Source organism: Nesterenkonia sp. CL21 (genome assembly GCF_031705515.1).
Lineage (GTDB): Bacteria > Actinomycetota > Actinomycetes > Actinomycetales > Micrococcaceae > Nesterenkonia > Nesterenkonia aethiopica.
The window spans coordinates 25316-48786 of sequence record NZ_JAUTWR010000009.1; the positions used below are offsets into that span (position 1 = coordinate 25316).

The 23471-nt window shown below is 69.8% G+C and carries 24 protein-coding genes; 16 read left to right on the top strand and 8 right to left on the bottom strand.

Annotated elements, in window-relative coordinates:
* The first annotated feature begins 22 nt into the window (after positions 1-22).
* The 4 genes from Q7C18_RS12675 (at position 23) to Q7C18_RS12690 (ending at position 5521) form a co-directional block, all read left to right on the top strand.
* Positions 23-1336, top strand: coding sequence for a hypothetical protein (locus Q7C18_RS12675; RefSeq protein WP_311025691.1), 1314 nt, complete (start codon positions 23-25; stop codon positions 1334-1336).
* A 41-nt stretch (positions 1337-1377) separates the two neighbouring features.
* On the top strand, positions 1378-3495 hold the full coding sequence (locus Q7C18_RS12680) for a prolyl oligopeptidase family serine peptidase (protein ID WP_311025692.1): 2118 nt from the start codon (positions 1378-1380) through the stop codon (positions 3493-3495).
* A 131-nt stretch (positions 3496-3626) separates the two neighbouring features.
* Positions 3627-4658, top strand: a complete 1032-nt coding sequence (locus tag Q7C18_RS12685; protein WP_311025693.1) for an ATP-binding cassette domain-containing protein — start codon at positions 3627-3629, stop codon at positions 4656-4658.
* The gene (locus tag Q7C18_RS12690) at positions 4655-5521 is read left to right on the top strand and encodes an ABC transporter permease (RefSeq protein WP_070161667.1); all 867 of its coding nucleotides are present in this window, start codon (positions 4655-4657) and stop codon (positions 5519-5521) included. Before Q7C18_RS12685 ends, Q7C18_RS12690 begins: the two co-directional genes overlap by 4 nt.
* 25 nt (positions 5522-5546) lie before the next feature.
* On the opposite strand, the gene Q7C18_RS12695 is transcribed toward Q7C18_RS12690, so the two are convergent.
* Positions 5547-6029, bottom strand: a complete 483-nt coding sequence (locus Q7C18_RS12695; RefSeq protein ID WP_311025694.1) for a DUF4870 domain-containing protein — start codon at positions 6027-6029, stop codon at positions 5547-5549.
* Positions 6030-6109: 80 nt separating this feature from the next.
* Between Q7C18_RS12695 and Q7C18_RS12700 the strand changes: the two genes are divergently transcribed.
* The 4 genes from Q7C18_RS12700 (at position 6110) to Q7C18_RS12715 (ending at position 8429) form a co-directional block, all read left to right on the top strand.
* Positions 6110-6922, top strand: a complete 813-nt coding sequence (locus Q7C18_RS12700) for an NAD-dependent deacylase (RefSeq protein ID WP_311025695.1) — start codon at positions 6110-6112, stop codon at positions 6920-6922.
* Positions 6923-6926: 4 nt separating this feature from the next.
* A complete protein-coding gene (locus tag Q7C18_RS12705) occupies positions 6927-7844 on the top strand; it encodes an undecaprenyl-diphosphate phosphatase (protein WP_311025696.1) in 918 nt (305 codons plus the stop codon).
* On the top strand, positions 7841-8131 hold the full coding sequence (locus Q7C18_RS12710; protein WP_083277700.1) for a DivIVA domain-containing protein: 291 nt from the start codon (positions 7841-7843) through the stop codon (positions 8129-8131). The genes Q7C18_RS12705 and Q7C18_RS12710 overlap by 4 nt, the downstream gene beginning before the upstream one ends.
* Before the next feature lie 127 nt (positions 8132-8258).
* Positions 8259-8429 carry a DUF3117 domain-containing protein gene (locus Q7C18_RS12715; RefSeq protein WP_070161663.1) on the top strand — a complete coding sequence of 57 codons (171 nt, stop codon included), beginning with the start codon at positions 8259-8261 and terminating at the stop codon, positions 8427-8429.
* Positions 8430-8453: 24 nt separating this feature from the next.
* Here Q7C18_RS12715 and Q7C18_RS12720 read toward each other — a convergent pair whose 3' ends face one another.
* Positions 8454-9104: a class I SAM-dependent methyltransferase gene (locus tag Q7C18_RS12720; RefSeq protein WP_311025697.1), complete on the bottom strand. Its 651-nt coding sequence runs from the start codon at positions 9102-9104 to the stop codon at positions 8454-8456.
* A gap of 167 nt (positions 9105-9271) precedes the next feature.
* On the opposite strand from Q7C18_RS12720, the gene Q7C18_RS12725 reads away from it, so the two are divergent.
* From Q7C18_RS12725 to Q7C18_RS12735, 3 genes are all read left to right on the top strand, one after another.
* Positions 9272-10084 (top strand): hypothetical protein, encoded by an 813-nt coding sequence (locus tag Q7C18_RS12725; protein ID WP_311025698.1) that lies wholly within the window; start codon positions 9272-9274, stop codon positions 10082-10084.
* Between the two features lie 20 nt (positions 10085-10104).
* Positions 10105-10767, top strand: a complete 663-nt coding sequence (locus Q7C18_RS12730) for a Sec-independent protein translocase TatB (RefSeq protein ID WP_311025699.1) — start codon at positions 10105-10107, stop codon at positions 10765-10767.
* A gap of 184 nt (positions 10768-10951) precedes the next feature.
* On the top strand, positions 10952-12397 hold the full coding sequence (locus Q7C18_RS12735; protein ID WP_311025700.1) for an APC family permease: 1446 nt from the start codon (positions 10952-10954) through the stop codon (positions 12395-12397).
* Positions 12398-12409: 12 nt separating this feature from the next.
* Here the strand turns inward: Q7C18_RS12735 and Q7C18_RS12740 are convergent, their stop codons facing one another.
* The 4 genes from Q7C18_RS12740 to Q7C18_RS12755 form a co-directional block, all read right to left on the bottom strand.
* Entirely contained in the window at positions 12410-14503 is a 2094-nt protein-coding gene (locus Q7C18_RS12740) for a TRAP transporter permease (RefSeq protein WP_311025701.1), read from the bottom strand.
* Positions 14500-15090, bottom strand: a complete 591-nt coding sequence (locus tag Q7C18_RS12745; protein ID WP_311025702.1) for a DUF1850 domain-containing protein — start codon at positions 15088-15090, stop codon at positions 14500-14502. The genes Q7C18_RS12740 and Q7C18_RS12745 overlap by 4 nt, the downstream gene beginning before the upstream one ends.
* Complete coding sequence (locus Q7C18_RS12750) at positions 15035-16123, bottom strand: TAXI family TRAP transporter solute-binding subunit (RefSeq protein WP_311025703.1); 1089 nt, start codon at positions 16121-16123, stop codon at positions 15035-15037. Before Q7C18_RS12750 ends, Q7C18_RS12745 begins: the two co-directional genes overlap by 56 nt.
* Before the next feature lie 141 nt (positions 16124-16264).
* Complete coding sequence (locus Q7C18_RS12755) at positions 16265-17395, bottom strand: P-loop NTPase (RefSeq protein WP_311025704.1); 1131 nt, start codon at positions 17393-17395, stop codon at positions 16265-16267.
* Between the two features lie 82 nt (positions 17396-17477).
* On the opposite strand from Q7C18_RS12755, the gene Q7C18_RS12760 reads away from it, so the two are divergent.
* A complete protein-coding gene (locus Q7C18_RS12760; RefSeq protein ID WP_311025705.1) occupies positions 17478-18287 on the top strand; it encodes a hypothetical protein in 810 nt (269 codons plus the stop codon).
* A gap of 96 nt (positions 18288-18383) precedes the next feature.
* Positions 18384-19238 (top strand): general stress protein, encoded by an 855-nt coding sequence (locus tag Q7C18_RS12765; protein ID WP_311025706.1) that lies wholly within the window; start codon positions 18384-18386, stop codon positions 19236-19238.
* Between the two features lie 15 nt (positions 19239-19253).
* Here Q7C18_RS12765 and Q7C18_RS12770 read toward each other — a convergent pair whose 3' ends face one another.
* Complete coding sequence (locus Q7C18_RS12770; protein ID WP_311025707.1) at positions 19254-19526, bottom strand: GlsB/YeaQ/YmgE family stress response membrane protein; 273 nt, start codon at positions 19524-19526, stop codon at positions 19254-19256.
* A gap of 364 nt (positions 19527-19890) precedes the next feature.
* Complete coding sequence (locus Q7C18_RS12775; protein ID WP_085437702.1) at positions 19891-21486, bottom strand: aminopeptidase P family protein; 1596 nt, start codon at positions 21484-21486, stop codon at positions 19891-19893.
* Between the two features lie 81 nt (positions 21487-21567).
* Here Q7C18_RS12775 and Q7C18_RS12780 point away from each other — a divergent pair, with 81 nt between their 5' ends.
* The 3 genes from Q7C18_RS12780 to Q7C18_RS12790 all read left to right on the top strand — a co-directional run bounded on the left by Q7C18_RS12780 (position 21568) and on the right by Q7C18_RS12790 (position 23466).
* A complete protein-coding gene (locus Q7C18_RS12780) occupies positions 21568-22428 on the top strand; it encodes a PHP domain-containing protein (protein WP_311025708.1) in 861 nt (286 codons plus the stop codon).
* Positions 22429-22531: 103 nt separating this feature from the next.
* Positions 22532-23188, top strand: coding sequence for a TetR/AcrR family transcriptional regulator (locus Q7C18_RS12785; protein WP_070160779.1), 657 nt, complete (start codon positions 22532-22534; stop codon positions 23186-23188).
* Between the two features lie 44 nt (positions 23189-23232).
* Complete coding sequence (locus tag Q7C18_RS12790; RefSeq protein ID WP_070160761.1) at positions 23233-23466, top strand: DUF3107 domain-containing protein; 234 nt, start codon at positions 23233-23235, stop codon at positions 23464-23466.
* The last annotated feature ends 5 nt before the right edge of the window (positions 23467-23471 follow it).

Here is a 23471-nt window from a genome sequence, read left to right on the forward strand (position 1 = left end):
TGGGGAGCGGAGGAGGGGTCGGATGGGACGGATCGGGGCAACGGCTCTCAGGGCATCGGCCCTCGGTGCGGGGGCGGTGCTGGTGCTGAGCGGCTGCGGGATCTCCGACGGCACCGACATCGCCGCGGTGCTGACCGACGAGGACTTCATCGACGGTGAGGTGAACTGCGGGGACGCGTCAGTGGACGTCACCACGGAGTTCACCTGCTTCGTGGACGGCCTGTCGGTCGGGCAGCCGTCCGGCAGCTCGGTGCTGGAGGTGACCTACCTCAGCGATGACGAGATCCTCGTGGAGGGCGTGTCCATCGACCCTGCCGGTCCGGGGGACTCTCTGTACCGCCGTCTGGAGCCCGGCCTGGTGCAGCTGACTGAACCCCCTGGGCCGTCGGCTGAAGCCGACCACCCGGGTGAGGAGGGGACCCTCTTCACCCCAGGGGCACGACTGGTGGTCGAGAGGGTCGGAGAGCTCACCGCCGCGTCGGCGCAGATGCTGGACCAGGGAGATGACGAGGATCGTGCCGTGGCCTCCTTCCCCGCCGTGGGGGAGGAGCTGCTCCTGCTGGAGCTCTTCGCACAGGAGTGGGAGTGGCCGGGAGGTGAGGGTCTGGACGAGCCTGCGGTCCTCTGGCTGGAGGTCGACGGCCGACGCACCCAGGTGCTGACCCTGGACGATGCCGTCGCGACGGTGGGCGGACAGGGCCTGCTGATCTCTGTGCCGGAGGAGGCCCCGGCGGCCCTGGTCCTCGAGTTCGAGGGCCATGATCAGCGCGTCGATGCCCGCACCGGGCGGCGTCAGCTGCCGGAGGACGATCCTGCAGCGGGCTGGTACAGCCTGGACCCGGTGCATCCGCACCAGAGCCTCATCTGGAACCCCGAGGCCATCGCAGGAGAGCAGGATGTGGACGGCCTCGAGGACCGGCTGGTGGTCGATCCGTGGATCACGGAGGCAGGTCTGCACGGCTGGACCCCGGAGCACGGCTGGGCGGACCCGGGGGAGGCCTGGCTGAGCATCGAGATGGGCCTGGGCCTGTACCCGGAGGGCACCGAGTGGGCATTGCGCGCATTCGAGGCCGCCGCCGTCGACCTCGAGCTGCTCCTCACCGTGGACGGCGAGGAGCGCGTCATGCCCCTGGCCGAGGACGTCGAGGACCCGGGGCGTGATGCCTGGACCTCCGAGGTCGTCGTGGCGATCCCTCCGGCCACGGATGAGATCCTGCTCCGCCTCGAGGGTGAGGTGGAGGTCTTCGACCTCGACCGCGACGAGACCGTCGGCTCGGTGGAGGTTCTGACCGAGGACGAGGTGCTCCTGCCGTCACGTGCCGCGGAGAACGGGTGAGTCAGGGACTGCTGGGTGTGGTCGGGAGTAAGATGGGCCCCATGACAGTTACCTCTGGCAACCGTTCCGTGCAGCCGCTCATCGCCCCTGACGCCGACCCGCATCTGTGGTTGGAGGAGGTCACCGGCGACGACGCACTGGCCTGGGTGCGGGCGCGCAACGCCCGCGCCGAGGAGGAGCTGGTCGACGACACCTTCGAGGCTCTGCAGTCCGACATCCGCGAGATCCTCGACGCGAGCGACCGCATCCCCGTGGTGTCCCGCCGCGGAGCGCACCTCTACAACTTCTGGACCGACGCCGAGCACCCGCAGGGTATCTGGCGCCGCACCACCGAAGAGTCCTACCGCACGGACGAGCCCGAGTGGGACGTGTTGATCGACCTCGACGAGCTCTCCGCCGCCGAAGGCGTGACCTGGGTGTGGCACGGCGCCACCGTGCTGCGGCCCCGGCAGGACGGCGAGCCGTGGCGGCACGCTCTGGTCTCGCTGTCCCGGGGCGGCTCGGACGCCGACGTCACCCGAGAGTTCGACCTTGTTGAGCGCCGATTCGTGGATCCCGAGGAGGGCGGATTCGCCAAGCCCGAGGGCAAAGGCTCCGTGAGCTGGATCGACGCGGACACCGTCTACATCAGCACCGATCACGGTGAGGACGCCGTCACCACCTCCGGGTATCCGCGCGCCTGCCGCCGGTGGCGTCGCGGCACGCCCCTTCAGGAGGCTGAGACGGTGGTCTCCGTGGAGCCCGACCATATGGTGGCCGCTGCCGGACACCTCGGCACCCCAGGGTTCGAACGCGACATCGCGGTGCGCGTGCTGGGCTTCTATGACCGGGAGACCCTGCTGATCGACGACGGCGGCCTGCGTCGTGTGGAGGTCCCCACCGATGTGCGGGTCAGCATCCATCGCGATCTCTTCCTGTTCATGCCCCGCACCGAGACGACCCTGCAGGGGCAGACCTTCCCCGGCGGTTCGCTGGTGGTCGCCGACATCGACGACTTCATGGCCGGCCGAGCCGAGCTGACCGCGCTGTTCACCCCGGACGCCTCCACCTCGCTGCAGGACGTCACCGCCACACCGCAGTGCCTGGTGCTGACCGTCATGCAGGACGTGGTGCACCGGCTGGAGGCCCATGTCCGCACCTCGCAGAGCCCCACCGACTGGCGCCGGTCGCCGGTCTTCGAGGACCTGACCGGCACCCTGTCCGTGGCGGCGGTGGACCCGGAGGAGTCCGAGCAGGTCTGGATCACCTCCGAGGACCACCTCAAGCCCACCACTCTGCACCTGGGGGACCTCTCCGGGCTGCTCGACGGCGGGCAGGAGACGCACGAGGCGCTGAAGTCCGCTCCGGAACGCTTCGACGCCTCCGGCCTGACCTCGGTGCAGCGTTTCGCCACCAGCGATGACGGCATGCGGGTGCCCTACTTCCTGATCGGCCCGCAGGAGCTGCTGGCCGAAGGCTCCGGCGCGGCGCCGCGGCCCACGATGCTCTACGGCTACGGCGGCTTCGAGATCTCGATGACCCCGGGCTATCTGGGGGTGGTCGGCAAGACCTGGCTGGAGTCGGGCGGAGTCTACGCGGTGGCCAACATCCGCGGCGGCGGCGAGTACGGCCCGGACTGGCACCGTGCTGCGCTGCGGGAGAACAGGCATCTCGCCTATGAGGACTTCGCCGCCGTCGCGAAGGACCTGGTGGCCACCGGCGTCACCACGGTGCCGCAGCTGGCCTGCCGCGGAGGCTCCAACGGCGGCCTGCTCACCGGGAATATGCTCACGCAGTATCCCGAGCTGTTCGGAGCGGTGGTCATCCAGGTGCCGCTGCTGGACATGAAGCGATTCTCCCATCTGCTGGCCGGAGCCTCCTGGCGCGCCGAGTATGGGGATCCGGACACTGAGGACTGGGAGTTCATCCGGGGCTTCTCTCCCTATCACCTGCTGCAGGAGGGGCGTCGATATCCGGCGGTCCTGCTGACCACCTCCACGCGGGACGACCGGGTCCACCCGGGGCATGCCCGCAAGATGACGGCAGCTCTGGAATCCCTGGGGGCCGATGTGAGGTACTGGGAGAACACTGAGGGAGGACACGGCGGCGCCGCCAGCCCTGAGCAGCAGGCCCGGCTCAACAGCTTCATCTACCGGTTCCTCCAGCAGCAGCTCAGCTGATCCCGCGCCGGAAGCTCTCTCCAGGGCTGCGGGCGGTGCGCCGGGGACGCCGGACGTCCTGGGAATCTGAGTACGGCGTACGGTATGCTGTCCGGGTCCTCCTCACCACCCTGCTGGAGAAAGGAGCACGCATGAGCGTGCCGACAGCGGATCCGGCCGTCGAGACCCGCGGCCTGGTCAAGAGATTCGGCGACAACACCGCCGTGGACGGCGTCGATCTCTCCATCCCCCGTGGGGGCATCTACGGAGTGCTGGGGCCCAACGGCGCCGGCAAGACCACCGTGATCCGGATGCTCGCCACCCTGCTGCGTCCCGACGGCGGCGAAGCCCGCGTGCTGGGTCATGACGTCTTCGCTGAACCCGCGACCATCCGCGAGAAGATCGCCCTGACGGGTCAGTTCGCCTCGCTGGACGAAGACCTCACCGGCATCGAGAACCTCGTGCTGCTGGGCCGTCTGCTCGGGTTCCCCGGCCGGACCGCGCGGCGCCGGGGCCACGAGCTCCTGGAGGCCTTCGGGCTCGCCGAGGCGGCGGGTCGCCAGGTGAAGAAGTACTCCGGCGGCATGCGCCGTCGCCTGGACATCGCGGGCTCCCTGCTGGTCACCCCGGAGCTGATCTTCCTGGACGAGCCCACCACCGGGATCGATCCACGGTCCCGGAACCAGGTCTGGGACATCATCCGGACCCTGGTGGGGGCCGGCACCACTGTGCTGCTGACCACCCAGTACCTGGAGGAGGCGGACCAGCTGGCGGACCGGCTGGCCGTCATCGACCACGGTCAGGTGATCGCCGAAGGCACGCCCGGCCAGCTCAAGGCGCAGGTCGGTTCCGGTGCGCTGACCGTCCGGGTGGTCGAGCCCGCAGACCGGGAGCAGGCGGCGGAGCTGCTGGCTCGCACGATCGAGGCCGAGGTCACCAGGGAGCCTGATCCGACGGCGCTGACCGCGCGGCTCAACGAGCGATCCCGGGCCGCAGCGGCCCTGAGCGCCCTGGAGGAGGCGCACATTGAAGTCGAGACCTTCGCCCTGGGCCAGCCCAGCCTGGACGAGGTCTTCCTGGCGCTGACTGGGCATCGCGCCGAGCACGAAGGCGAAGAGGACGGGGCGGCCGCCGACGAGACCGACGGCGGCCGAGACGACCAGGCGGAGGCGACCATCCGATGAGCATCAACGGGACCACCACGCTGCACGAGTCCGAGCGGATCCGCCACATCCTGGTCAGCCCGGAGGACCGCCCCGCGCGGGCCGGTGCCTTCAGCGCCTCGATGACCTATGGCTGGCGCGCGCTGCTGAAGATCAAGCACGTCCCCGAGCAGCTCTTCGACGTCACGATCTTCCCGATCATGATGACGGTGATGATGACCTACGTGTTCGGCGGGGCCATCGGTGAGGCGATGGCGGGAGGCGACTCGCAGTCCGCCGTCGACGCCTACGTGCAGTTCCTGATCCCCGGGGTCTTCGTGCAGACGTTGGTGATGATCACCATGTACACGGGGCTGACCCTGAATCGGGACATCTCCAAGGGCGTCTTCGACCGCTTCCGCTCCCTGCCCACCTGGCGGCCCGCGCAGCTGGTGGGCGCGCTGCTCGGCGACCAGGTGCGCTACACCATCGCGGGGGTGATCATCCTGGTGGTGGGCGTCATCATGGGCTTCCGCCCCGGCGGTGGGCTGACCGGTGCGGTCGCGGCCTTCGCGCTGCTGCTGGTCTTCAGCTTCTGCCTGTCCTGGGTGTGGACCACGGTGGCGCTGCTGATGCGCACCGAGCAGGCCGCCATGGGGGTGTCCATGTTCATCCTGATGCCGCTGACCTTCGTGTCGAACATCTTTGCGGATCCGCAGACCATGCCGGGCCCCGTGCGGGCCTTCGCGGAGATCAACCCGGTCTCCACCGTGGTCGCCGCGGTCCGGGATCTCATGGACGGCACCTACGACGTCGGCGGCCTGACCATGGTGCTGGTCTACTGTGCGGTGCTGGTGGTGGTCTTCGGGCCGCTGTCCATGCTCATCTACAACCGGAAGAGCTGAGCGGCCCGGGTGTGCCCGGCGCGGCTCATTTGATGAAGCGGATGCTGATCGGATACCGGTAGGGACGCCTGTTGTAGGCGGCGATGGCCGCCATGATCCCGAAGACGATCGCGCAGACCCAGGCGATGAAGATGATCAGCGCGCCGATGAGGATGACGGTCAGGATGCCGCCGACCACATAGGCGATGAACAGCGTGATCTGGAAGTTCAGGGCCTCCTTGCCGTGGTCGTCGATCATCCGGCTGCGCTCGCGGAAGACGAGCCACACCACCAGCGGCACCAGCCAGGACAGGAACACGCCGCCGAGGTGGACGGCCACGCCCCAACCCTGCTCCTCACCGGGGGTGAGCGGCCGCACAGGACCGGCCGGCACCCCGCCGTAGGCGGACTGCTGCGGCTGTCCGGGCCCGGGCTGTCCGGGGTCTGCCGGGTGGGGCTGTCCCGGGGCGTTGTGGGCATCCTGCGGGTCCACGGGCTCAGGGCCCTGCCCAGTCGGGGGCTGTGTCATGGCTCCTCCTCGCATCGTGATGAGCGTCCAGGTGATGCTCAGCTTAGTGCGCGGGCGGCTCAGTGGATACGGTGGTCAGCATGCGAGAGCTGTCTGTGACCGAATCGGTGCCGGAGGACGTCGTCACCCTGGTCCGTGAGGCGCGCCAGGTGGTGGCGCTCAGCGGAGCCGGAATGTCCGCCGAATCCGGGGTGCCCACCTTTCGGGAGGTCCAGCGCGGTCTCTGGGAGCGGTTCTCCGCCGAGGAGCTGGCCACCCCGGACGCCTTCGAGGCGGATCCGGCCCTGGTGTGGACCTGGTACCGCTGGCGGCAGGCACTCATCGCCGCGGTCGAGCCGAACCCCGGGCATCGCGCGCTGGCGGCCTGGCAGCGCCACCTCGCCGACCAGGGCGGTTGGCTGGCGGCGGTCACGCAGAACGTCGACGACCTCCAGGAACGTGCCGGCACGGACGTCCTGGCCCACCTGCATGGCAGCATCACCACCCATCGCTGCGCCGACTGCCAAGAGCCCGTCGAAGTTCCCGCCCCGGCCTACGACGGGTTCACAGTCCCGCCCGAGCCTGAGCAGCCTCCCCGCTGTCCGGCCTGCCAGGAGGGGCTCGCGCGCCCCGACGTCGTCTGGTTCTCGGAGATGCTCCCGGCGGAGGCCTTCGACGCCGCCACCGCCGCCATCCGCGCCAGCGACCTGGTGATCGTGGTAGGCACCTCCGGCATCGTGCAGCCGGCGGCGTCGCTGCCCCTGCTGGGCCTGGAGCGTGGCGTCCCGCTGATCGAGATCAACCCGGAGGAGACCGGGCTGACGGAGGTCATGGACTTCGCGATCCGCGGCCGCTCCGGCGAGGTCCTGCCCCGGCTGCTGGCCGCCGCCGGCATCCCTCTCGACAGAAGGTGACGCGTTGACGCTGTGGGAATCCGTGCTCCTGGGCGTGATCCAGGGGCTGTTCATGTTCATCCCGGTGAGCTCCTCCTCCCACCTGGTGCTGACCCAGCACTGGATGGCGGCGACCGGCTCGCCGCTGCCGTCTCCGGAGACCCCGGAGATGCTCCTGTTCAACCTGGTGGTCCACCTGGGGACGATGGTCTCCGTGGTGGTGGTGATGCATCGTCCTCTGGGGCGCCTGCTCTCCGGAACCCTCCGGGAGCTGCGGTGGTGGGCGCGACGTCGCACCCTGCGCCACATGATCCACCTGAAGCTCATGCTCTTCGGCGTGGTCACCACCGGGGTGACCGGCGTGCTGGGACTGCTGGTCCGCGAATACGGCACCGGAGTGTTCGCCACGCCGTGGGCGGTGTCGCTGATGCTGCTGGTCACCGGGGCGATCCTGTGGTGGACGGATTCGGTGCGTCAGACCTGGCGCGGCGCGGCGCAGATGACCATATGGGTCGCGCTGCTGATCGGCCTGGCCCAGGCCGCCGCACTGTTCCCCGGGCTGAGCCGCTCCGGGCTGACCATCGCCATGGCGCTCGCCCTGGGCATGCACCGCAAGATCGCCGCACAGTACAGCTTCTTCGTGGCCATCCCGACCATCGTCGCCGCCACGGGCGTCCAGTCGCTCAGCCTGCTCGACCATCGGGGCCCGCTCGGGGTGGGCGTCGATGCCTATGTCGTTGCCTTCGTGGTCTCCGCCGTCGTCGGGGCCGGAGCCCTGTGGTTGGTGCTGCGCATGCTCTATCGGGGTCACTTCCGGGTCTTCGCGGTGTACGTGATCCTCCTGGCGATCGTGACCCTCATCCTCCAGCCGGACGATGACGCGCTCGAGCTCGCGGCTGCAGACGACGCGCCGACCGCCGTCGACGAGGAGGTGTCCCCGTGATCTGGCTCTACCTGCTCGCGATCGCGCTGCTGGGCGCCGTCGTCGTGCTGCTGACAGGCCGTGTCGAAGGAGCGGAGCCGCCTGCCGATCTGCCGCCCGGTGACGACGTCACGTCTCTCCTCGCCGCGAGAGAGGGCCGTCCGCTCACCGCCGACGACCTGCGCGGTCTCCGCCTGGACCCGGCGTTGCGCGGATATCGGATGGACCAGGTGGAGGCCCTGCTGGACGCTCTCACCGCCCAGCTGGAGCAGGACTCCAGGGAGAGGGGCGAAGACACACCCGGGTGACAGGCGAAGATGTCGCGCTGATCAGGACGTTCACCGGCCGTCCGGGTGACATTCCTCCCATGTGGGGGATAATGGAGACGGATGTGTCACACATCCGCACAGAGGAACACCAGAAGGGAAGCACTCGATGGCTGCAATGAAACCGCGTACCGGCGACGGTCCTATGGAGGTAGCTCAGGAAGGACGCAGCCTCATCATGCGGGTGCCCATCGACGGTGGTGGTCGCCTGGTGCTGGAGATCAACGAGGAGGAGGCACAGGCCCTCAAGGAGTGCCTGGTCGACGCCGTGGGGGAGTGAACCCCCTGTCCAGGGCCTTCCGGCTCAGCGCTTGACGGCGACGAGCAGCCCGGTCCCGGTGCCGAGCATCGTGGTGACCAGGCGCTCGTCGTCGCGCACTGAGCGTTCCACCGCGCGCCTCCGGCGGGTGGACTCTTCCCGGACCGCGGGACGTGGCAGCCGGTCGTGGTCGAGGGCGTCGTTGACGGCCAGCAGCCCGCCCGGGCGCAGCAGGCGCACCCCCTGCTCCACGAACTCGTCGAGCTCCGGGCTGTCCGCATCCAGGTGCACGAGGCAGTAGCCGCCGCTGGTCAGGCGGGTAAGCACCTCCTCTGCGCGGCCGGTGATCAGGCGGGTGCGGGCCGAGGGCACCCCTGATTCCTTGAACGTGGTCCGCGCCGCCTGCAGATGATCGGCGTCGGGATCGATGCTGGTGAGCACCGCGTCCGGCGCGGCTCCGCGCAGCAGCGACAGTCCGGAGACTCCGACGCCGGTGCCGACCTCCACGAGCCCTCGGGCGCCCATGGCGGCGGCGAGCACCGTCAGGGTGGCGGCCACGCCCTCGCTCACAGGAGTGACGCCGAGGTCCTCTCCCCGACGTCGGGCCGCCTCGAGGATGTGATCCTCAGCATGATGCTGTTCGGCGTACTCCCAGCTGGCGTGCTTGGCCGTCTGGGGACTGTTGAGGGCTTTCATAGATCCTTCCTGCGCTGACCTCGGGCTCTGCGGGAAGCGCCGAAGCGGGCCCGGACTCGGGGCCGGAGCGAGAGTCGCCGCCGGGCTCGTCCCCATCCTATAGAGCCGCGAGCCTTCTCAGGATATTCACAGCGCGCACCCAGACTCTGCTCTCACAATGGTCCCCGATGTCCCCGTCCGCCACGCGCCGTCACCTCAGCGACGACCGGTCAGCCAGGCCCCGAGCCGGCTGGCTGGTGGTGATGTGCCTCATGGTCGCCGTCATGGGGGCCGTCGTGGTGTTCGCCGCGGCATGGGTCCTCGGCGGCCGCGCCGTCTCCGCGCCGGCCTCCGTGGAGGCGCTGGCGCCCGCCGACGGCGGCGTCGGCTCCCCGGCCACGTCGGCCCCGGCCGGCGCCTCCGAGCCGCTGGTCCAGGCCGACGGGACCGCGCAGCTGCCCGGCGCCCTGACCACGACCACCGTCCACGAGCTGCGACTGGAGCACCTGGACGACCTCAAGCCGCTCGGCTGGACCGTGGGGCACCTGGTGGACTTCGGCTTCGGCTTCGAGCCGCAGCGGCTGGAGACCGGGGTGGTCGACGGCGTCCGCACGGTGGAGCTGCAGCTGGCCGACGGAGCGGACCGCATCAGCGTGGCGGAGACCCGCTCGGAGTCAGAGGACGTCGGTCTCACCTCGCTGCGGGAGAAGCTGGCCCCCATCCTGGACGAGGATCTGGTGGAGCACCATCGGGTCACCCTGGGCACGGGGGAGGGCTGCGACCTCTTCGTCTCCCGGGCCGGGGACCGCTGGACTGCGGCGGTGGAGACGGACGACGCGCAGTATGTGATCACCTCGAATCTGGCCGAGTCCTCGGCGGAGCAGGTGGCGGACTGGGTGATGGCCTCCGACCGGGCTCGGGTGCAGATGCTGCCCACCGACCCTTCCGCCAGGGACCGTCTGGCCCGGGGCCTGGACGAGCTGTTCCGATGGAACGACTGAGTTCACGGTAGATTTGGTCTGTGCTTGGTATCAACGGTTACGAGCTCATCATCCTGGTGGTGCTCGCTCTGGTCATCCTCGGCCCGGAACGGCTGCCGCAGTATGCCCAGACGCTCGCTGAATGGGTCCGCAAGGCCCGGGGCATGGCTGAGGATGCCAAGAAGCAGTTCAAGGAGGAGACCGGGACCGACTTCGACGACGTCGACTGGAAGAAGTACGACCCCCGGCAGTACGACCCCCGGCGGATCATCCGCGAGGCGCTGGCTGAGGAGGTCGACACCACCCGGCGCGCCGTGGGGGAGGTGCGGGACGCGGCCCGTCTGGAGCCGCCTCGGCGCCCCCGGAACGGTGCAAGCGGGTCCCGCAGCAGCGGGTCCGGGGGCAGCGGCGCAGGAGCCCGCGGCGCGACGCCAGGAGCCCGCAGCACGACCGGGTCTGGCCGCGACGGCGGAGCCGCCCGCCGTGCCGGCACCGCTGGGGCCGCCCACCACCAGAAGTCCGCAGACCCCCGGGAGGTCTTCGGGGCCGGGAAGGACGCCAAGAGCTCGGGCGCACTGGCGGCCGGGCTGGCCGGTGCCTCCGTCGCCGGAATCACCGGCTCGGCCTCGCTCGACGACGGCGACGGTGCGGGATCGGCCGACACGCCCCCGACGCCGGCGCCCTTCGACGTCGACGCCACCTGAGCCGGGTCCGTCAGCTCACGGTCCGTCACACGGTGGTCCCTCCGCCGGTGCCGGGTCCGCCGGCGCTCCCTCAGGTCGGACTCGAAACCTCTGAGGACACGTCCCTCTGACGCGCCTATCGTGTGGTCCACACCTTCAGCGGAGGGCGTCACACCGCTGGACGAGGCGAGGCCGGGAGGACCACATGGGTGAGGCGACGACGGAACGACGATTCATCAAGTCCCTGGGAAGTCTGGAGACGTTCTTCCTCGGATTCGGTGCGATGATCGGCTTCGGCTGGATCGTGCTGACCGGAGACTGGCTGAACAGCGCCGGCACGTTCGGCGCTGTGACCGCCTTCGTCATCGGCGCGATCATCATGGCACTGGTCGGGCTGGTCTATTCCGAGCTGGTCTCGGCGATGCCCCTGGCCGGCGGGGAGCACAACTACCTGCTGCGAGGCTTCGACCCGCGGTTGGCGCTGCTCGGCTCCTGGGGCATCGTGGGTGGCTACATCACCGTCGTCGCCTTCGAGGCGGTGGCCATCCCTCGTACGGTGGCCTACATCTTCCCGCAGGTGCATCAGATCCCGCTGTGGACGATCGCCGATTCCCAGGTGCACCTGACCTGGGCGCTCATCGGATCCGGCACCGCGGTGCTGCTGACCTGGCTGAACATCCGCGGCATCAAGCCGGCCAGCCTCTTCCAGACCTCGGTGATCATCTTCGTGGTGGTGGTGGCCGTGGTCATGCTGGCCGCCGCGATCTTCGGCGGGGAGCCCTCCCATGCGGAGCCTCTGTTCACCGGGGGCGGGGCCGGCATCATCGCCGTGCTGGTGATGGTGCCCTTCCTCTTCGTCGGCTTCGACGTCATCCCGCAGTCCGCGGAGGAGGTCAACCTTCCGGCCCGGAAGATCGGCCGCCTGGTGGTCGTCTCGGTGCTCGCCGCGGCCGCGTTCTACATCCTGATCGTGCTGACCACCTCGGTGGCGCTGCCGGCCACTGAGATGGGCGATTTCGATCTCGCGACCGCCGACGCCATGGCGGTGCTCATGGGCTCCCAGTTCTGGGGGAACCTGGTGGTGGCCGGAGGCCTCGCGGGTCTGCTGACCTCCTGGAACGCGTTCCTCATCGGCGCCTCCCGGCTCATCTGGGCCATGGCGAACTCGGGCATGCTGCCTGCATGGTTCGCCGTGCTGCACCGCCGCAACGGCACCCCGGTCAACGCGCTGCTGTTCATCGGCGGGATCTCGGTGATCGCCCCGTTCTTCGGTGAGGTGATGCTCGTCTGGCTGGTGGACTCCGGGTCGCCGAGCATCGTGATCACCTACCTGCTGGTCGCCCTGGTGTTCCTGGTGCTGCGCCGCCGCGAGCCGGACATGCCTCGGCCCATGAAGGTCGGCAGCGGCTCGCAGGCCGCAGGGACGGCCGTCGGCGTGGCCGCCGTCGCGTCCTCCGCGCTGATGCTGATCCTCTACCTGCCGGGCATGCCGGCGTTCCTGGAGCCCCAGCCCTGGATCATGTTCGGGCTGTGGTGGCTGCTGGGCATCACCTTCATGCTCCGCCTGCCCGGCGGGGTGACGCCCGGGCCCCGGGCGGAGGAGGACCTGCTGGCCGCCCTCGCCGCCCGGCGTCGTCGCCGCTCCGGCTGAGCGCCGGACGGATCAGATGGCCTTCAGGCTCAGCTTGCCGGCGCTGCGGGCCCTGAGCAGCTGCACCCCCAGCACGGCGATCACCAGGGCCACGCCGATCACGTCGTAGAGGACGTCGGCGGAGAGCATCATCACCGCGCCGACGGCCAGCACGAGGCGCAGATACCAGGCCATGACCACCATGAAGTGGCCCTCCAGCGCGACACCCAGCAGCAGCACCGCCACCAGGGCGGAGGCGACCACCGTCACTCCGGTGAGCAGGTCGACGTCGCGCAGCAGCAGGTCCGGGTTGTAGACGAACATGTAGGGGATCACGAAGCCGGCAGAGGCCAGCTTGAAGGCCGCCCCGCCGGTGGCCATGGGCTTGCCCCCGCTGATGCCCGAGGCGGCGAAGGCCGCCAGCGCCACCGGTGGGGTGATGTTCGCGAACAGGCCGAAGTAGAAGACGAACAGGTGGGCCACCAGGGGCTCCACCCCGAGCGTCGTCAGCGCAGGGGCTGCCATGGTGGCGGTGACGATGTAGGCCGGGATCGAGGGCAGTCCCATGCCGAGGACCAGGCAGGCCAGCATCGTCATCACCAACGTCCAGAACAGCACCCCGCCGGAGAGCTGCACGATCGCCGAGGCCAGCGTCACCCCGAATCCGGAGATCGTCACCACGCCTACGATCACGCCCACCGAGGCGCAGGCCACCGCGACGCCGAGGGCCGACCGGGTGCCGTCCTCCAACGCCTGGAGGACGTCCCGCAGACTCATCCGGCTGGTGCGCCGCAGCATGGCCACGGCGATGGTCACCAGGATGGTCAGGAACGCCGAGTACAGGATGGTGCGCCCGGAGAAGAACAGCATGTAGAGCAGGAACGCCAGCGGGATCAGCAGGTGGCCGCGGTCCTTGAGGACGCCCAGCACATCCGGCAGGTTCTCCTTGGCGATGCCCTGCAGCCCCATCCGGGTGGCCCGCAGGTGGATCTGTGCGATCAGGCTGACGTAGTACAGCAGGGCCGGGACGATGGCCGCCAGGGCCACGGTGGTGTAGGGGACGCCGATGGTCTCGGCCATGATGAAGGCCGCCGCACCCATGATCGGTGGGAGCACCTGGCCGCCGACGGAGGCGCTGGACTCCACAGCCCCGGCGAAGTTGCGGCTGTAGCCGATCTTCTTCATCAGCGGGATGGTGAACGCCCCGGTGGAGACCACGTTGGCGATGGCCGAGCCGTTGATCGAGCCCATGAACCCGGAGGCCAGGGTGGCGACCTTCGCGGGGCCGCCACGGCCCTGTCCGGCGATCGCCAGCGCGAGGTCGTTGAACATCTGGCTCATCCCGGACTTCGCCAGGAAGGCGCCGAAGAGGATGAAGAGGAAGATGTAGGTCGAGGAGACGCCGATGGCGGTGCCGAAGATCCCCTCGGTGGTGGTGTAGAACTGGTCGGCCAGGGTGTTCCAGTCGTAGCCGCGGTGCCGCAGGAGTCCGGGCAGCTCGCGCCCGTAGAGTCCGAAGAGCACGAACAGCAGCGCCAGGATGGGCAGTGCCCAGCCGGTCACGCGGCGGGCGGCCTCCAGCACCAGCACCACCAGCAGGGTGGCCACCACGATGTCACTGGTGGTGAACCGTCCTGCCTGGAGCACGATCTGCTCGTAGTTGCTCCACATGTACCAGGCGGGCACCAGCGAGAGCAGCGCCAGGGCGGCATCCGGGATCCGCCACCACGCGGCCTGGGCCTTCCGGGAGGGCGGGTAGAGCATGAAGACCAGGAACAGGATCAGGCTGACGTGCAGCGACCGGTGGATCAAGGTGGGCGGCGCGCCGAAGTAGGCCGTGTAGAGGTGGTAGACGGCGGTGAAGATCGCCACCGCGCTGATCAGCAGCGCCAGGGGACGCCAGCGGATCTGTCGGACTCGGGACTCGGCGTCGTACTTCGCGGCGGCCTCCGCGGCCTCCTGCTCGCGGGCGCGGCGCTCCTCCTCCGAGTCGGGGATGACCTCCAGGGTGCCGTCCGCGCTGATCGGCAGCTCTGTCGCGTCGGCGGAGGAGTCGTGCCGGACACCGCCCGGTGGACGCTCCGGGCCTGTCGCGCCGTCGTCGGAGGTCTTCTTCTCCCTGATCATGCTGGCCTCAGTTCTACGGGTTCATTGTCGGGAAGCTGCAGGGGGTCGAGGAGGTCGGTGTCCTCCTCGATGCCGATGCGGTAGTCCACCCGGTGCGAGTGGATCCAGCGGATCGCCTCGAAGGGGCGGTCGATCTCGGTGATGACCACCCTGCCGTCCTCCAGGGTGACCACGCCTTCGTCCAGGGGCATGCCGGCGCCGTACTCCTGGAACTCGGTGCGCACCAGCAGCAGCCCGTCGGCCTCGACGCGATAGCTGTCGGTCCACCGGGAGCGCTCGATGGAATGGACCCAGGAGTGGGTGACGACCGCTCCGGTCTCCACCGGCCAGGAGGCGTAGACCTCCTGCGTGCGCTGGTGACGGCAGATGAGCCGACGCTCCGAGCCGCAGGCGGTCAGCGCCGCCAGCACGCTCGGTGCGGCGATGACGACGGCGGCCGCCCCACCGACTCCGGTGAGCAGCCGCCGTCGAGTCATGGCCGGGGCGCGGACGGAGCCCGGTGCGGACCGAGCTCCTCGCGCCGAGCCGAGGTCACTCGTCGTCGCCCTCGTCCTCAGCGTCGTCCTCAGCTGCGTCGTCAGCGTCATCAGCGTCGCCGTCCTCCGCGTCCTCGGCGCCGGTGTCCACACCCTGCTCCTCGAAGTACTGGGCGGCTCCGGGGTGCAGCGGGACGACCAGGCCGTCGGTGGCGGTCTCGAGCGTGATGTTCTCCGCCTCGGCGTGGGAGGCGTGGATGCGGTCGATGTTGTCGAACAGGGCGGCGGTGATGTCGTAGACCGCCTCCTCGCTCAGCTCCGAGGACGCCAGCAGGTGGTTGGTGACGCTGACGGTCTCCACGTCCTCCTCGTCCTGGTAGGTGCCCGCCGGGATGACGCTCTCGCCGAAGAACTCGTACTCGCTGAGCAGGTTCTCCCGGCCTTCCCCGTCGATCGGGACGGTGATGAAGTCCGTGTTGGTGGCGAGCTCGGTCAGCGACGGGTTCGGCAGACCCGAGGTGGCGAAGAGGGCGTCGATGTGTCCGTTGGCCATCTGGTCGGTGGCCTCCGCGTAGGACAGGTAGTCCTCGTTGATGTCGTCATAGGACATGTCGTAGGCGCCCAGGACCATCTGCGCGTTCAGCTCCACGCCCGAGCCGACGTCACCGACGGCCACATTGGCGCCGGCGAGGTCCTCCACCGACTCGATGCCCGCGCCGTCCCGCGCGATGAGCTGCACGGTGTTCGGGTACATCGTCATGATCGCGAGCAGACCATCGCGGGGGTCGTCCTCGAACGGACCGGTGCCCTCGAGGGCCTGCACGGTGGCATCCCCCATGGTGAAGGCGATCTCGGCGTTGCCGTCGGTGAGCAGGTTGATGTTCTCCGCCGAGGCGCCGGTGGCCTGCACAGAGGTGTCGGCGCCGAGCTCGTCCCCGAGCAGGTCCGCCATCGTGGCGCCGATCTGGTAGTACACCCCGGAGGAGCCTCCGGTGGCGATCGTCAGGAAGTCGGCGTCCTGGCTGCCGACGTCCTCGCCGCCCTCGGCCGCGGAGTCGCCGTCGTCGCCGCAGGCGGTGAGCAGCAGGGCGGAGGCCGCCAGGACGGCGCCGGCCGTCCGGGCTCGAGGATAGGTGCGGGTCATGGTGTTCTCCCTCGTGGATCTACGGTGCTGGTGCAGGTGCGCAGCACGACGTCCTGTGATGCACAGCACCATCCTAGGCGAGAGGGGTCACCGGAGCAGGGATGACGAGCCGACGCTGTCGGCGCGGAAGGAGGCGGCGGCTCAGGCCGGGCCGAATGGCAGTCGACGTTCCGTCAGGCTCCGGGGCCGCTGGGCGAGCGCGGAGGCGATGCTGCGCAGCGCCGTGCCGGCGGGGGAGTCGGGTGCGGAGAGGACGGCGGGGGCGCCGTCGTCGCCGGCCTGGCGCAGGCCCGTGTCCAGGGGGACGCTGCCCAGCAGCGGAATCTCTCGCCCCAGCTGGTCGGAGAGCCGGTCGGCGACGATCTGCCCGCCGCCGCTGCCGAACAGGTCCAGGGTGCTGCCGTCCGGCAGCGTCATGGGTCCCATGTTCTCCACGACGCCGGCGACCTTCTGCTCGGTCTGGGTGCTGAGCGCCCCCGCCCGCTCGGCGATGGAGGAGGCGGCGGCCTGCGGGGTGGTCACCACCAGCAGCTCGGAGCCGGGCAGCAGCTGCGCCACAGAGATCGCGATGTCCCCGGTGCCCGGCGGGAGGTCCAGCAGCAGGACGTCCAGGTCGCCGAAGTGCACGTCGGTGAGGAACTGCTCCACGGCGCGGTGGAGCATGGGGCCCCGCCAGGCCACCGCCTGGTTGCCGTCCAGGAACATGCCGATGGAGATGGTCTTCACCCCGTGCGCCACCGGTGGCAGGATCATCTCGTCCAGGCGGGTGGGCCTGTCCGTGATGCCCATCAGGTCCGGCACCGAGAAGCCGTGGATGTCGGCGTCGATCAGCCCGACCTTCAGACCCTGGGCGGCCAGGGCGCAGGCCAGGTTCACCGTCACCGTGGACTTGCCGACCCCGCCTTTGCCCGACGCCACCGCGTAGACCCGGGTGAGGCTCTCCGGTTGGGCGAACCGGTTGATGCGTCCGGACTCGCCGCCGCGCAGCTGCTCCTTGAGCTCGGCGCGCTCCTGCGGGGTCATCACGTCCAGCTCGACGGAGGCCGTGGTCACACCCTCGGCGCGCACCGCGGCGGCGGTGACGTCGTCCACGATGCGGCTGCGCATCGGGCAGCCCTCGATGGTCAGCTTGATGTGGATCCGCGCGGCACCTTCGCCGTCCACGGAGATGTCGCCGACCATGCCCAGCTGGGTGATCGGCAGCCGGATCTCCGGGTCCAGGACCTCGGACAGTCGGGTGCGGATGCGCTCGATGACGGGGGAATCAGACACCCGCCCAGTCTAGGGGCGCGGGCCGGGTCGCGTCAGGCGCGCCCATGGTCCCGGCGGCTCGGGGCGGGCATACTGGGCGACTATGGAGGAGAGCAGGGCGCATCCGTTGCGCGGTGACCAGGAGCAGGCCTTCGAAGAGTCCTGCCGCTCGGCGATCGAGCGCCTCTCCGAGGCGGTGGACCTGGTGCTGATCCACAATGAGCGTGAGGTCCGCGGAGATCAGCCTCGCCGCGTGCTCAACCCCATGATCGTCCTGCTGGCCTTCTCCGCGCTGGAACGTCAGCTCGTGGATCTGCACCACCTGGGCCGGGGCCGGCAGTGGCACGGGCCCGGCACTGCGCGGACCCCGCACGGCCGATCGGTGTTCGCAGCGGAGGGCGACGATGGCTGGCGCGCGATCCTGGCGGGTCTGACACGGTCGAGGCTGCCGGAGGAGCTGCGGGTGAAGGTCTTCTCCGGGTGGCGAGGTCGGTCACCGCAGGGCCCGAGGCTTGTCACGGGTGCTCTGGGTGCCGACGGTTCGCCCGGTGACCTGGATGAGGAGCTGCGGCGGTGGCGCACCACGCGCAACGGGATCGCCCACCATTGCCTGCCGCAGCAGATGGCCCACGACGACCACCTGGTGCCCCTCTCGGATGCGGCCACGGAGCGCACGACCACGATCCAGGCCGGTGCCGCGCGGGCATGCCTGGCCACGATGGTCCAACTGGTGGACCAGATCACCGTCCATGTGGCCGCGGCGGCGGACTTCCCTGCCGACGCCGTGCCGAGACCGCCCGGCTGGTGGTTTGCCGACGATCCGCCGCAGCGCGTCCGCGGAGTGAGGGATCCGGGACGGCTGTGGGGTCCGCATGACCTCCCGCGCGGGCTCGTCCACCAGCTGGGGCGCTGAGCGCCGCACAGGTGCGCCCTGTGCGAACTCACAGCCGGACGAGGACCGACCGCGTCCGGGACGGGGCAGAATGGTGGCATGGCGACCAATGCTCCGATGACATCCCCCCAGAACAGCGGGCTGCCCCGCGGTGAGCTCCTGGGCCGTTACCGGTCCTATGAGGATGCCCAGAAGGTGGTGGACCACCTGGCCGCCGCCGACGGCTTCGACATCAAGGCGCTCTCCATCGTGGGCAACGACCTGCGGACCGTCGAGCACATCCGCACCCGGCTGTCCTATCCGCGGGTGGCCGGCGCCGGTGCGGCGCAGGGCGCCATGTTCGGGGCGTTCATCGGACTGCTCATCGTACTGTTCAGCCCGGAGTCCGGTCTTCCGGACCTGCTGCTGGCGGTCCTGCTGGGCATGGCGATCTGGATGATCGTCGGGGTGATCAGCTACGCGATCCGCAAGGGGCGGCGGGACTTCGCCTCGTCGTCGCAGCTGGTGGCGACCACCTTCGACGTCGTCTGTGACTTCTCCGTGGCCCACCGGGCGCGGCAGCTCGTCCCCGGCGCGGGAGTGCGCGGCGTGACAGCCTATGACGACCCCACATCCCAGCCCTTGGCACCGAACCAGCAGTCGCCGAACCAGCAGTCGCCGAACCAGCAGCCGGTGAGCCAGCAGCCGTCGGCGGGTGTCGACGTCGCGTCCCCGGCCGCGGGTGCTCCGGAGGGCACCAGCGATCCTGCTCAGCAGGGCGGCGCCTCGGCGGCGCAGCCTCGCGCGGGCTACGACGACCTTCCTGACGGCAGGCCCCGGTTCGGCGTCCGTGTGGACCAGCAGCCCGTGCAGGAGCAGCCGGCGCAGGAGCAGCCGGCGCAGGACCAGGCTGCGCAGGCGCAGCTGGGCGACGACCGCCCTGCAGCTGACGGGGCACAGGAGGGCCGGCCCCAGGAGTCAGACCGTCAGTGATCGGCGGACAGTGCCTCAGGCCTCAGCGCCGCGCCGCCCGGTGATGGCCTGCCAGAGGAACGCCACGATCACGCCGCCGCCGATGGCGAACAGCCAGGTGCCGAGGTCGAAGAAGGCATCGTTGACGTTGACGCCGAAGATGGCGGAGGCGATGAATCCGCCGACCAGTGCGCCCAGCACACCGGTGATGAGTGCGGCGATCCACCCTCCGGGCTGCTTGCCGGGCAGGATGGCACGAGCGATGGCACCCGCGATGAGACCGAGGACGAGCCAGCCGATGATGCTCATGGGAGCCTCCTAGGGAAGTCGACGGGACCTGTCTGGTCCGTGCCGTCAGGATAGGACCGGCCGACGGCGTCTGAACAGCCATGGCGAGCTCGTGTCCTCGATCGATGAGTCACTTTCCGGCGACTCGGGCCCTGGGTGACGCGCGTCAGTGCCGCGGTGCGTGCCGGAGAATGACCCCCGGATCAGTCAGGCAGCCCGGATCGGTCGGACGGGCCATGTCGGACCGCGCCGACACCGCCCCTGCGTAGACGGTCCCGGGCGAAGAAGAGCCCCGGGTGCCGATTCATCATGGCACCCGGGGCTCCGTTCCCGTGACAGGGGCCGGGGGGGGGGTCCGCCGCCGGTGTCCGCCGGAGGGCGGGCCTCAGCGCTCCCAGATCCCGCGCATCCACGCCTCCACGTCCTCGGCGGTCCGGGGGAGCGCGGCCGAGAGGTTCTCGGCACCGTCGGCGGTGACCAGCACGTCGTCCTCGATCCGTACCCCGATGCCGCGGTACTCCTCGGGCACCGCGAGGTCCTCGGCCTTGAAGTACAGGCCGGGCTCGATGGTGAACACCATGCCCTCTTCGAGGACGCCGTCCAGGTAGAGCTCCCGCTTGGCCTGGGCGCAGTCGTGCACGTCCAGTCCCAGATGGTGGGAGGTGCCGTGCGGCATCCACCGGCGGTGGTGCTGACCCTCCTCGGACAGGGCCTCCTCGAGACTCACCGGCAGCAGTCCCCAGGAGTCCAGGTGCTCGGCGAGCACGCGCACGGCGGTCTGGTGGATCTCGCGGAAGCGGATGCCCGGCCGGACCACCTCGAAGGCGGCGTCGGCGGCGGCCAGCACGGCCTCGTAGACCCGCCGCTGCACCTCGCTGAAGCTGCCGCTCACCGGCAGGGTGCGGGTGATGTCTGCGGTGTAGAGGGAGTCGGCCTCCACGCCGGCGTCCAGCAGCAGAAGGTCGCCCTCGCGCACCTCGCCGGTGTTGCGGATCCAGTGCAGCACGGTCGCGTTGTTGCCGGAGGCCGCGATCGTGTCATAGCCGAGGTCGTTGCCCTCCAGGCGGGCCCGGGCGAAGAACGCCCCCTCCACCACGCGCTCGCCGCGGCTGTGGCCCACCGCGCGGGGCAGTGCGGCGACGACGTCGTGGAAGCCGGCGATCGTGGAGGCCACCGAAGTGCGCAGCTGCTCCACCTCCCAGTCGTCCTTGACCAGCCGCAGTGCGGAGAGGTGCTCGGCCAGCTCGGCGTCCAGCGAGTCGGAGGCCTCCAGGTCCACGCCGGTGTTGATGCGGGAGGTGTCCACCAGGGCGTCGACGTTGAGGTCCACCTCCCGCAGCAGCCGGATCCGGGTGCCGCCGATCTCCACGGCGCCGGCGTTCTTGGTCACGGCCACCTCCAGTTCGGAGAGGTCGGCGGTGCGCAGGCCCAGGCGCTGGCGGAACTCGTCGAGCCCCGGGCGCGGGCCGATCCAGAACTCGCCGTGGCGGGCGTCGGCGTAGAACTCCTCGGAGTCCCGGCCGGCCATGGGCTTGAAGTACAGCGTGCACTCGTGGTGGCCGCCGTCGTCGCCGGCACCCTCGTCCACGGGTTCGAACACCAGGACCGCATCCGGCTCGTGGTCGACCCCCAGCCCGGTGAGGTGGGCGAAGGCCGAATGCGGGCGGAAGCGGTAGTCGGTGTCGTTGGAGCGGACCTTCAGCGGTCCCGCCGGAAGGACCAGCCGTTCCCCGGCGAAGGCTTCGGAGACCCGACGTCGGCGCTGTGCCGCGTGATCGGCCACGGCGTCACGGTCGTGGCGGACGTCCTCGGCCGGCGCCCAGGAGGACGCCATGAACTCGCGGAACGCGTCGGAGGTGGGGCGCTGGGACCGGTTGGAGCCCCGGTCCTCGAGCGGCTGGTCGGCGGACTCGTCCGCCGTCGTCGACGGCGCCTCGCCGGGCGCCCGAGTGGAAGAAGCATGATTCTGCGAACTGAGCATGGACACCAGTGTTCCACTTAACGGCGGCCGCTCCCACCGTGGTCGAGGCCGCTGACCCTCTGTGGCGGATACAGTGAGTCCATGGGCGTCGACCTCCACACGCATTCGTACTGCTCTGACGGCACACAGTCCCCGGCAGACGTCGTGGCCACCGCGGCGCGGGCAGGCCTCGACGGGCTGGCGCTGACCGACCATGACACCACGGTCGGCTGGGCCGAGGCGATGCGTGCCGCCCAGGAGCACGGGATCCTGTTGATCCCCGGCATGGAGATCACCACGCTGACTGATGATCGCATCAGCGTCCACATGCTCAGCTATCTGCACGATCCGCACCACGAAGGCCTCGCCCGGGCCATCCGCGACGCCCGGACCGGACGGGTGACGCGGGCCCAACGCATGGCCGAGCGCCTCAGCGTCGACTTCCCCTTGAGCTGGGATGATGTGCTGGAGCAGGTCGCCGACGGCGCCACGGTGGGGCGGCCTCATCTGGCGGACGCTCTCGTGGCCATCGGTGCGGTGGCCGACCGGCAGGAGGCCTTCGATCGGCTCCTGTTCCGCGGATCCCCGTACTACGTCAGCCAGGAGAACATGCACCCGACCACGGCGATCCGGCTGGTCCGGGAGGCCGGGGGAGTCCCGGTGATCGCCCACTCGATGGCCTCGACGCGGGGGCGGACGGTGTCGATGGATCAGCTGGAGGAGATGATCGAGGTCGGACTGGCCGGCGTGGAGGTCTGGCACCGGGACAATCCGCCCGACGGCCGACGCATCCTGCTGGACCTGGCGCGGCGGCACGACCTGCTGACCACCGGCTCCTCGGACTATCACGGCGCGGGAAAACCGAACCTCATCGGAGAGAACACCACCGACCTGGACACGGTCGCGGAACTGCTGGACCTGGCCACCGGCTCTCCGGCGTACGGACGCCTTCCCGGCGTGTGAGTCCCGGCCCTCAGCTCGGCGCCGTCGCCGGGCGGGCGGCGCGTCCGCGTCGACGGGCACAGGTGTCACGCGGGGAGGGCGCGGTTCCGTACACTGGGTGTCCATGACACAGGACGCGACCACCTCCGAGCCGAGCACTCCGCAGCGCGCCAAGCGGATGCCGCGCGAGCAGCGTCGACGCCAGCTGCTGGACTGTGCGCTGCAGGTCTTCGTGGCCAAGGGGTACCACGCGGCGTCGATGGATGACATCGCCGACGTCGCCCAGGTCTCCAAGCCGGTGCTCTATCAGCACTTCCCGGGCAAGCACGAGCTCTTCCTGGACCTGCTGGACACGCACCTGGCGCAGCTGGAGCGGATGATCACGGAGGCGCTGGGGTCCACCGAGGACAACAAGGAGCGCGTCTCGGCCACCATGACGGCCTTCTACGAGTTCATCTCGCGGGAGGACGAGGCCTATCGGCTGCTGTTCACCTCCGGGATGGACAACGATGAGGCCGTCGAGACCCGCATGGAACGCTTCCATGACAATGTGGCCGCCGCCATCGCGGAGGTCATCGCGGACGACACGGGCCAGCCCATGGCGGAGGCCACCCTGCTGGGGCACGGGCTCATCGGCATGATCACCTCGGCGGCCCGTCACTGGAGCCGGCTCTCGGAGCGTCCGGACCTGGACGTCTCCTCGCAGCTGACGTCCCGTTTGGCTTGGCGCGGAATCTCGGGCTTCCCCAAGGAGCCCGACGCCGGCACGCCGGCACAGTAGGTAGTATCGGAGCGGCACAGATCGCGCCGAGCCGAAGGAGTGGCATGGAAGTTCGTATCGGAGTCCAGAACGTCTCCCGCGAGATCGTCATCGAGACCGACGCCTCAGCGGAGGACGTCGAGAAGACGGTGGCTGACGCGGTGGAGAACGCCAAGCCGCTGCTGACCCTCACCGACCGCCGTGAGAAGAAGATCGTGGTGCCGGTCGCCAGCATCGGGTATGTGGAGATCGGCTCCGACACCAAGCAGACTGTCGGCTTCGCCGCAGTCGCCGAATGAAAGAA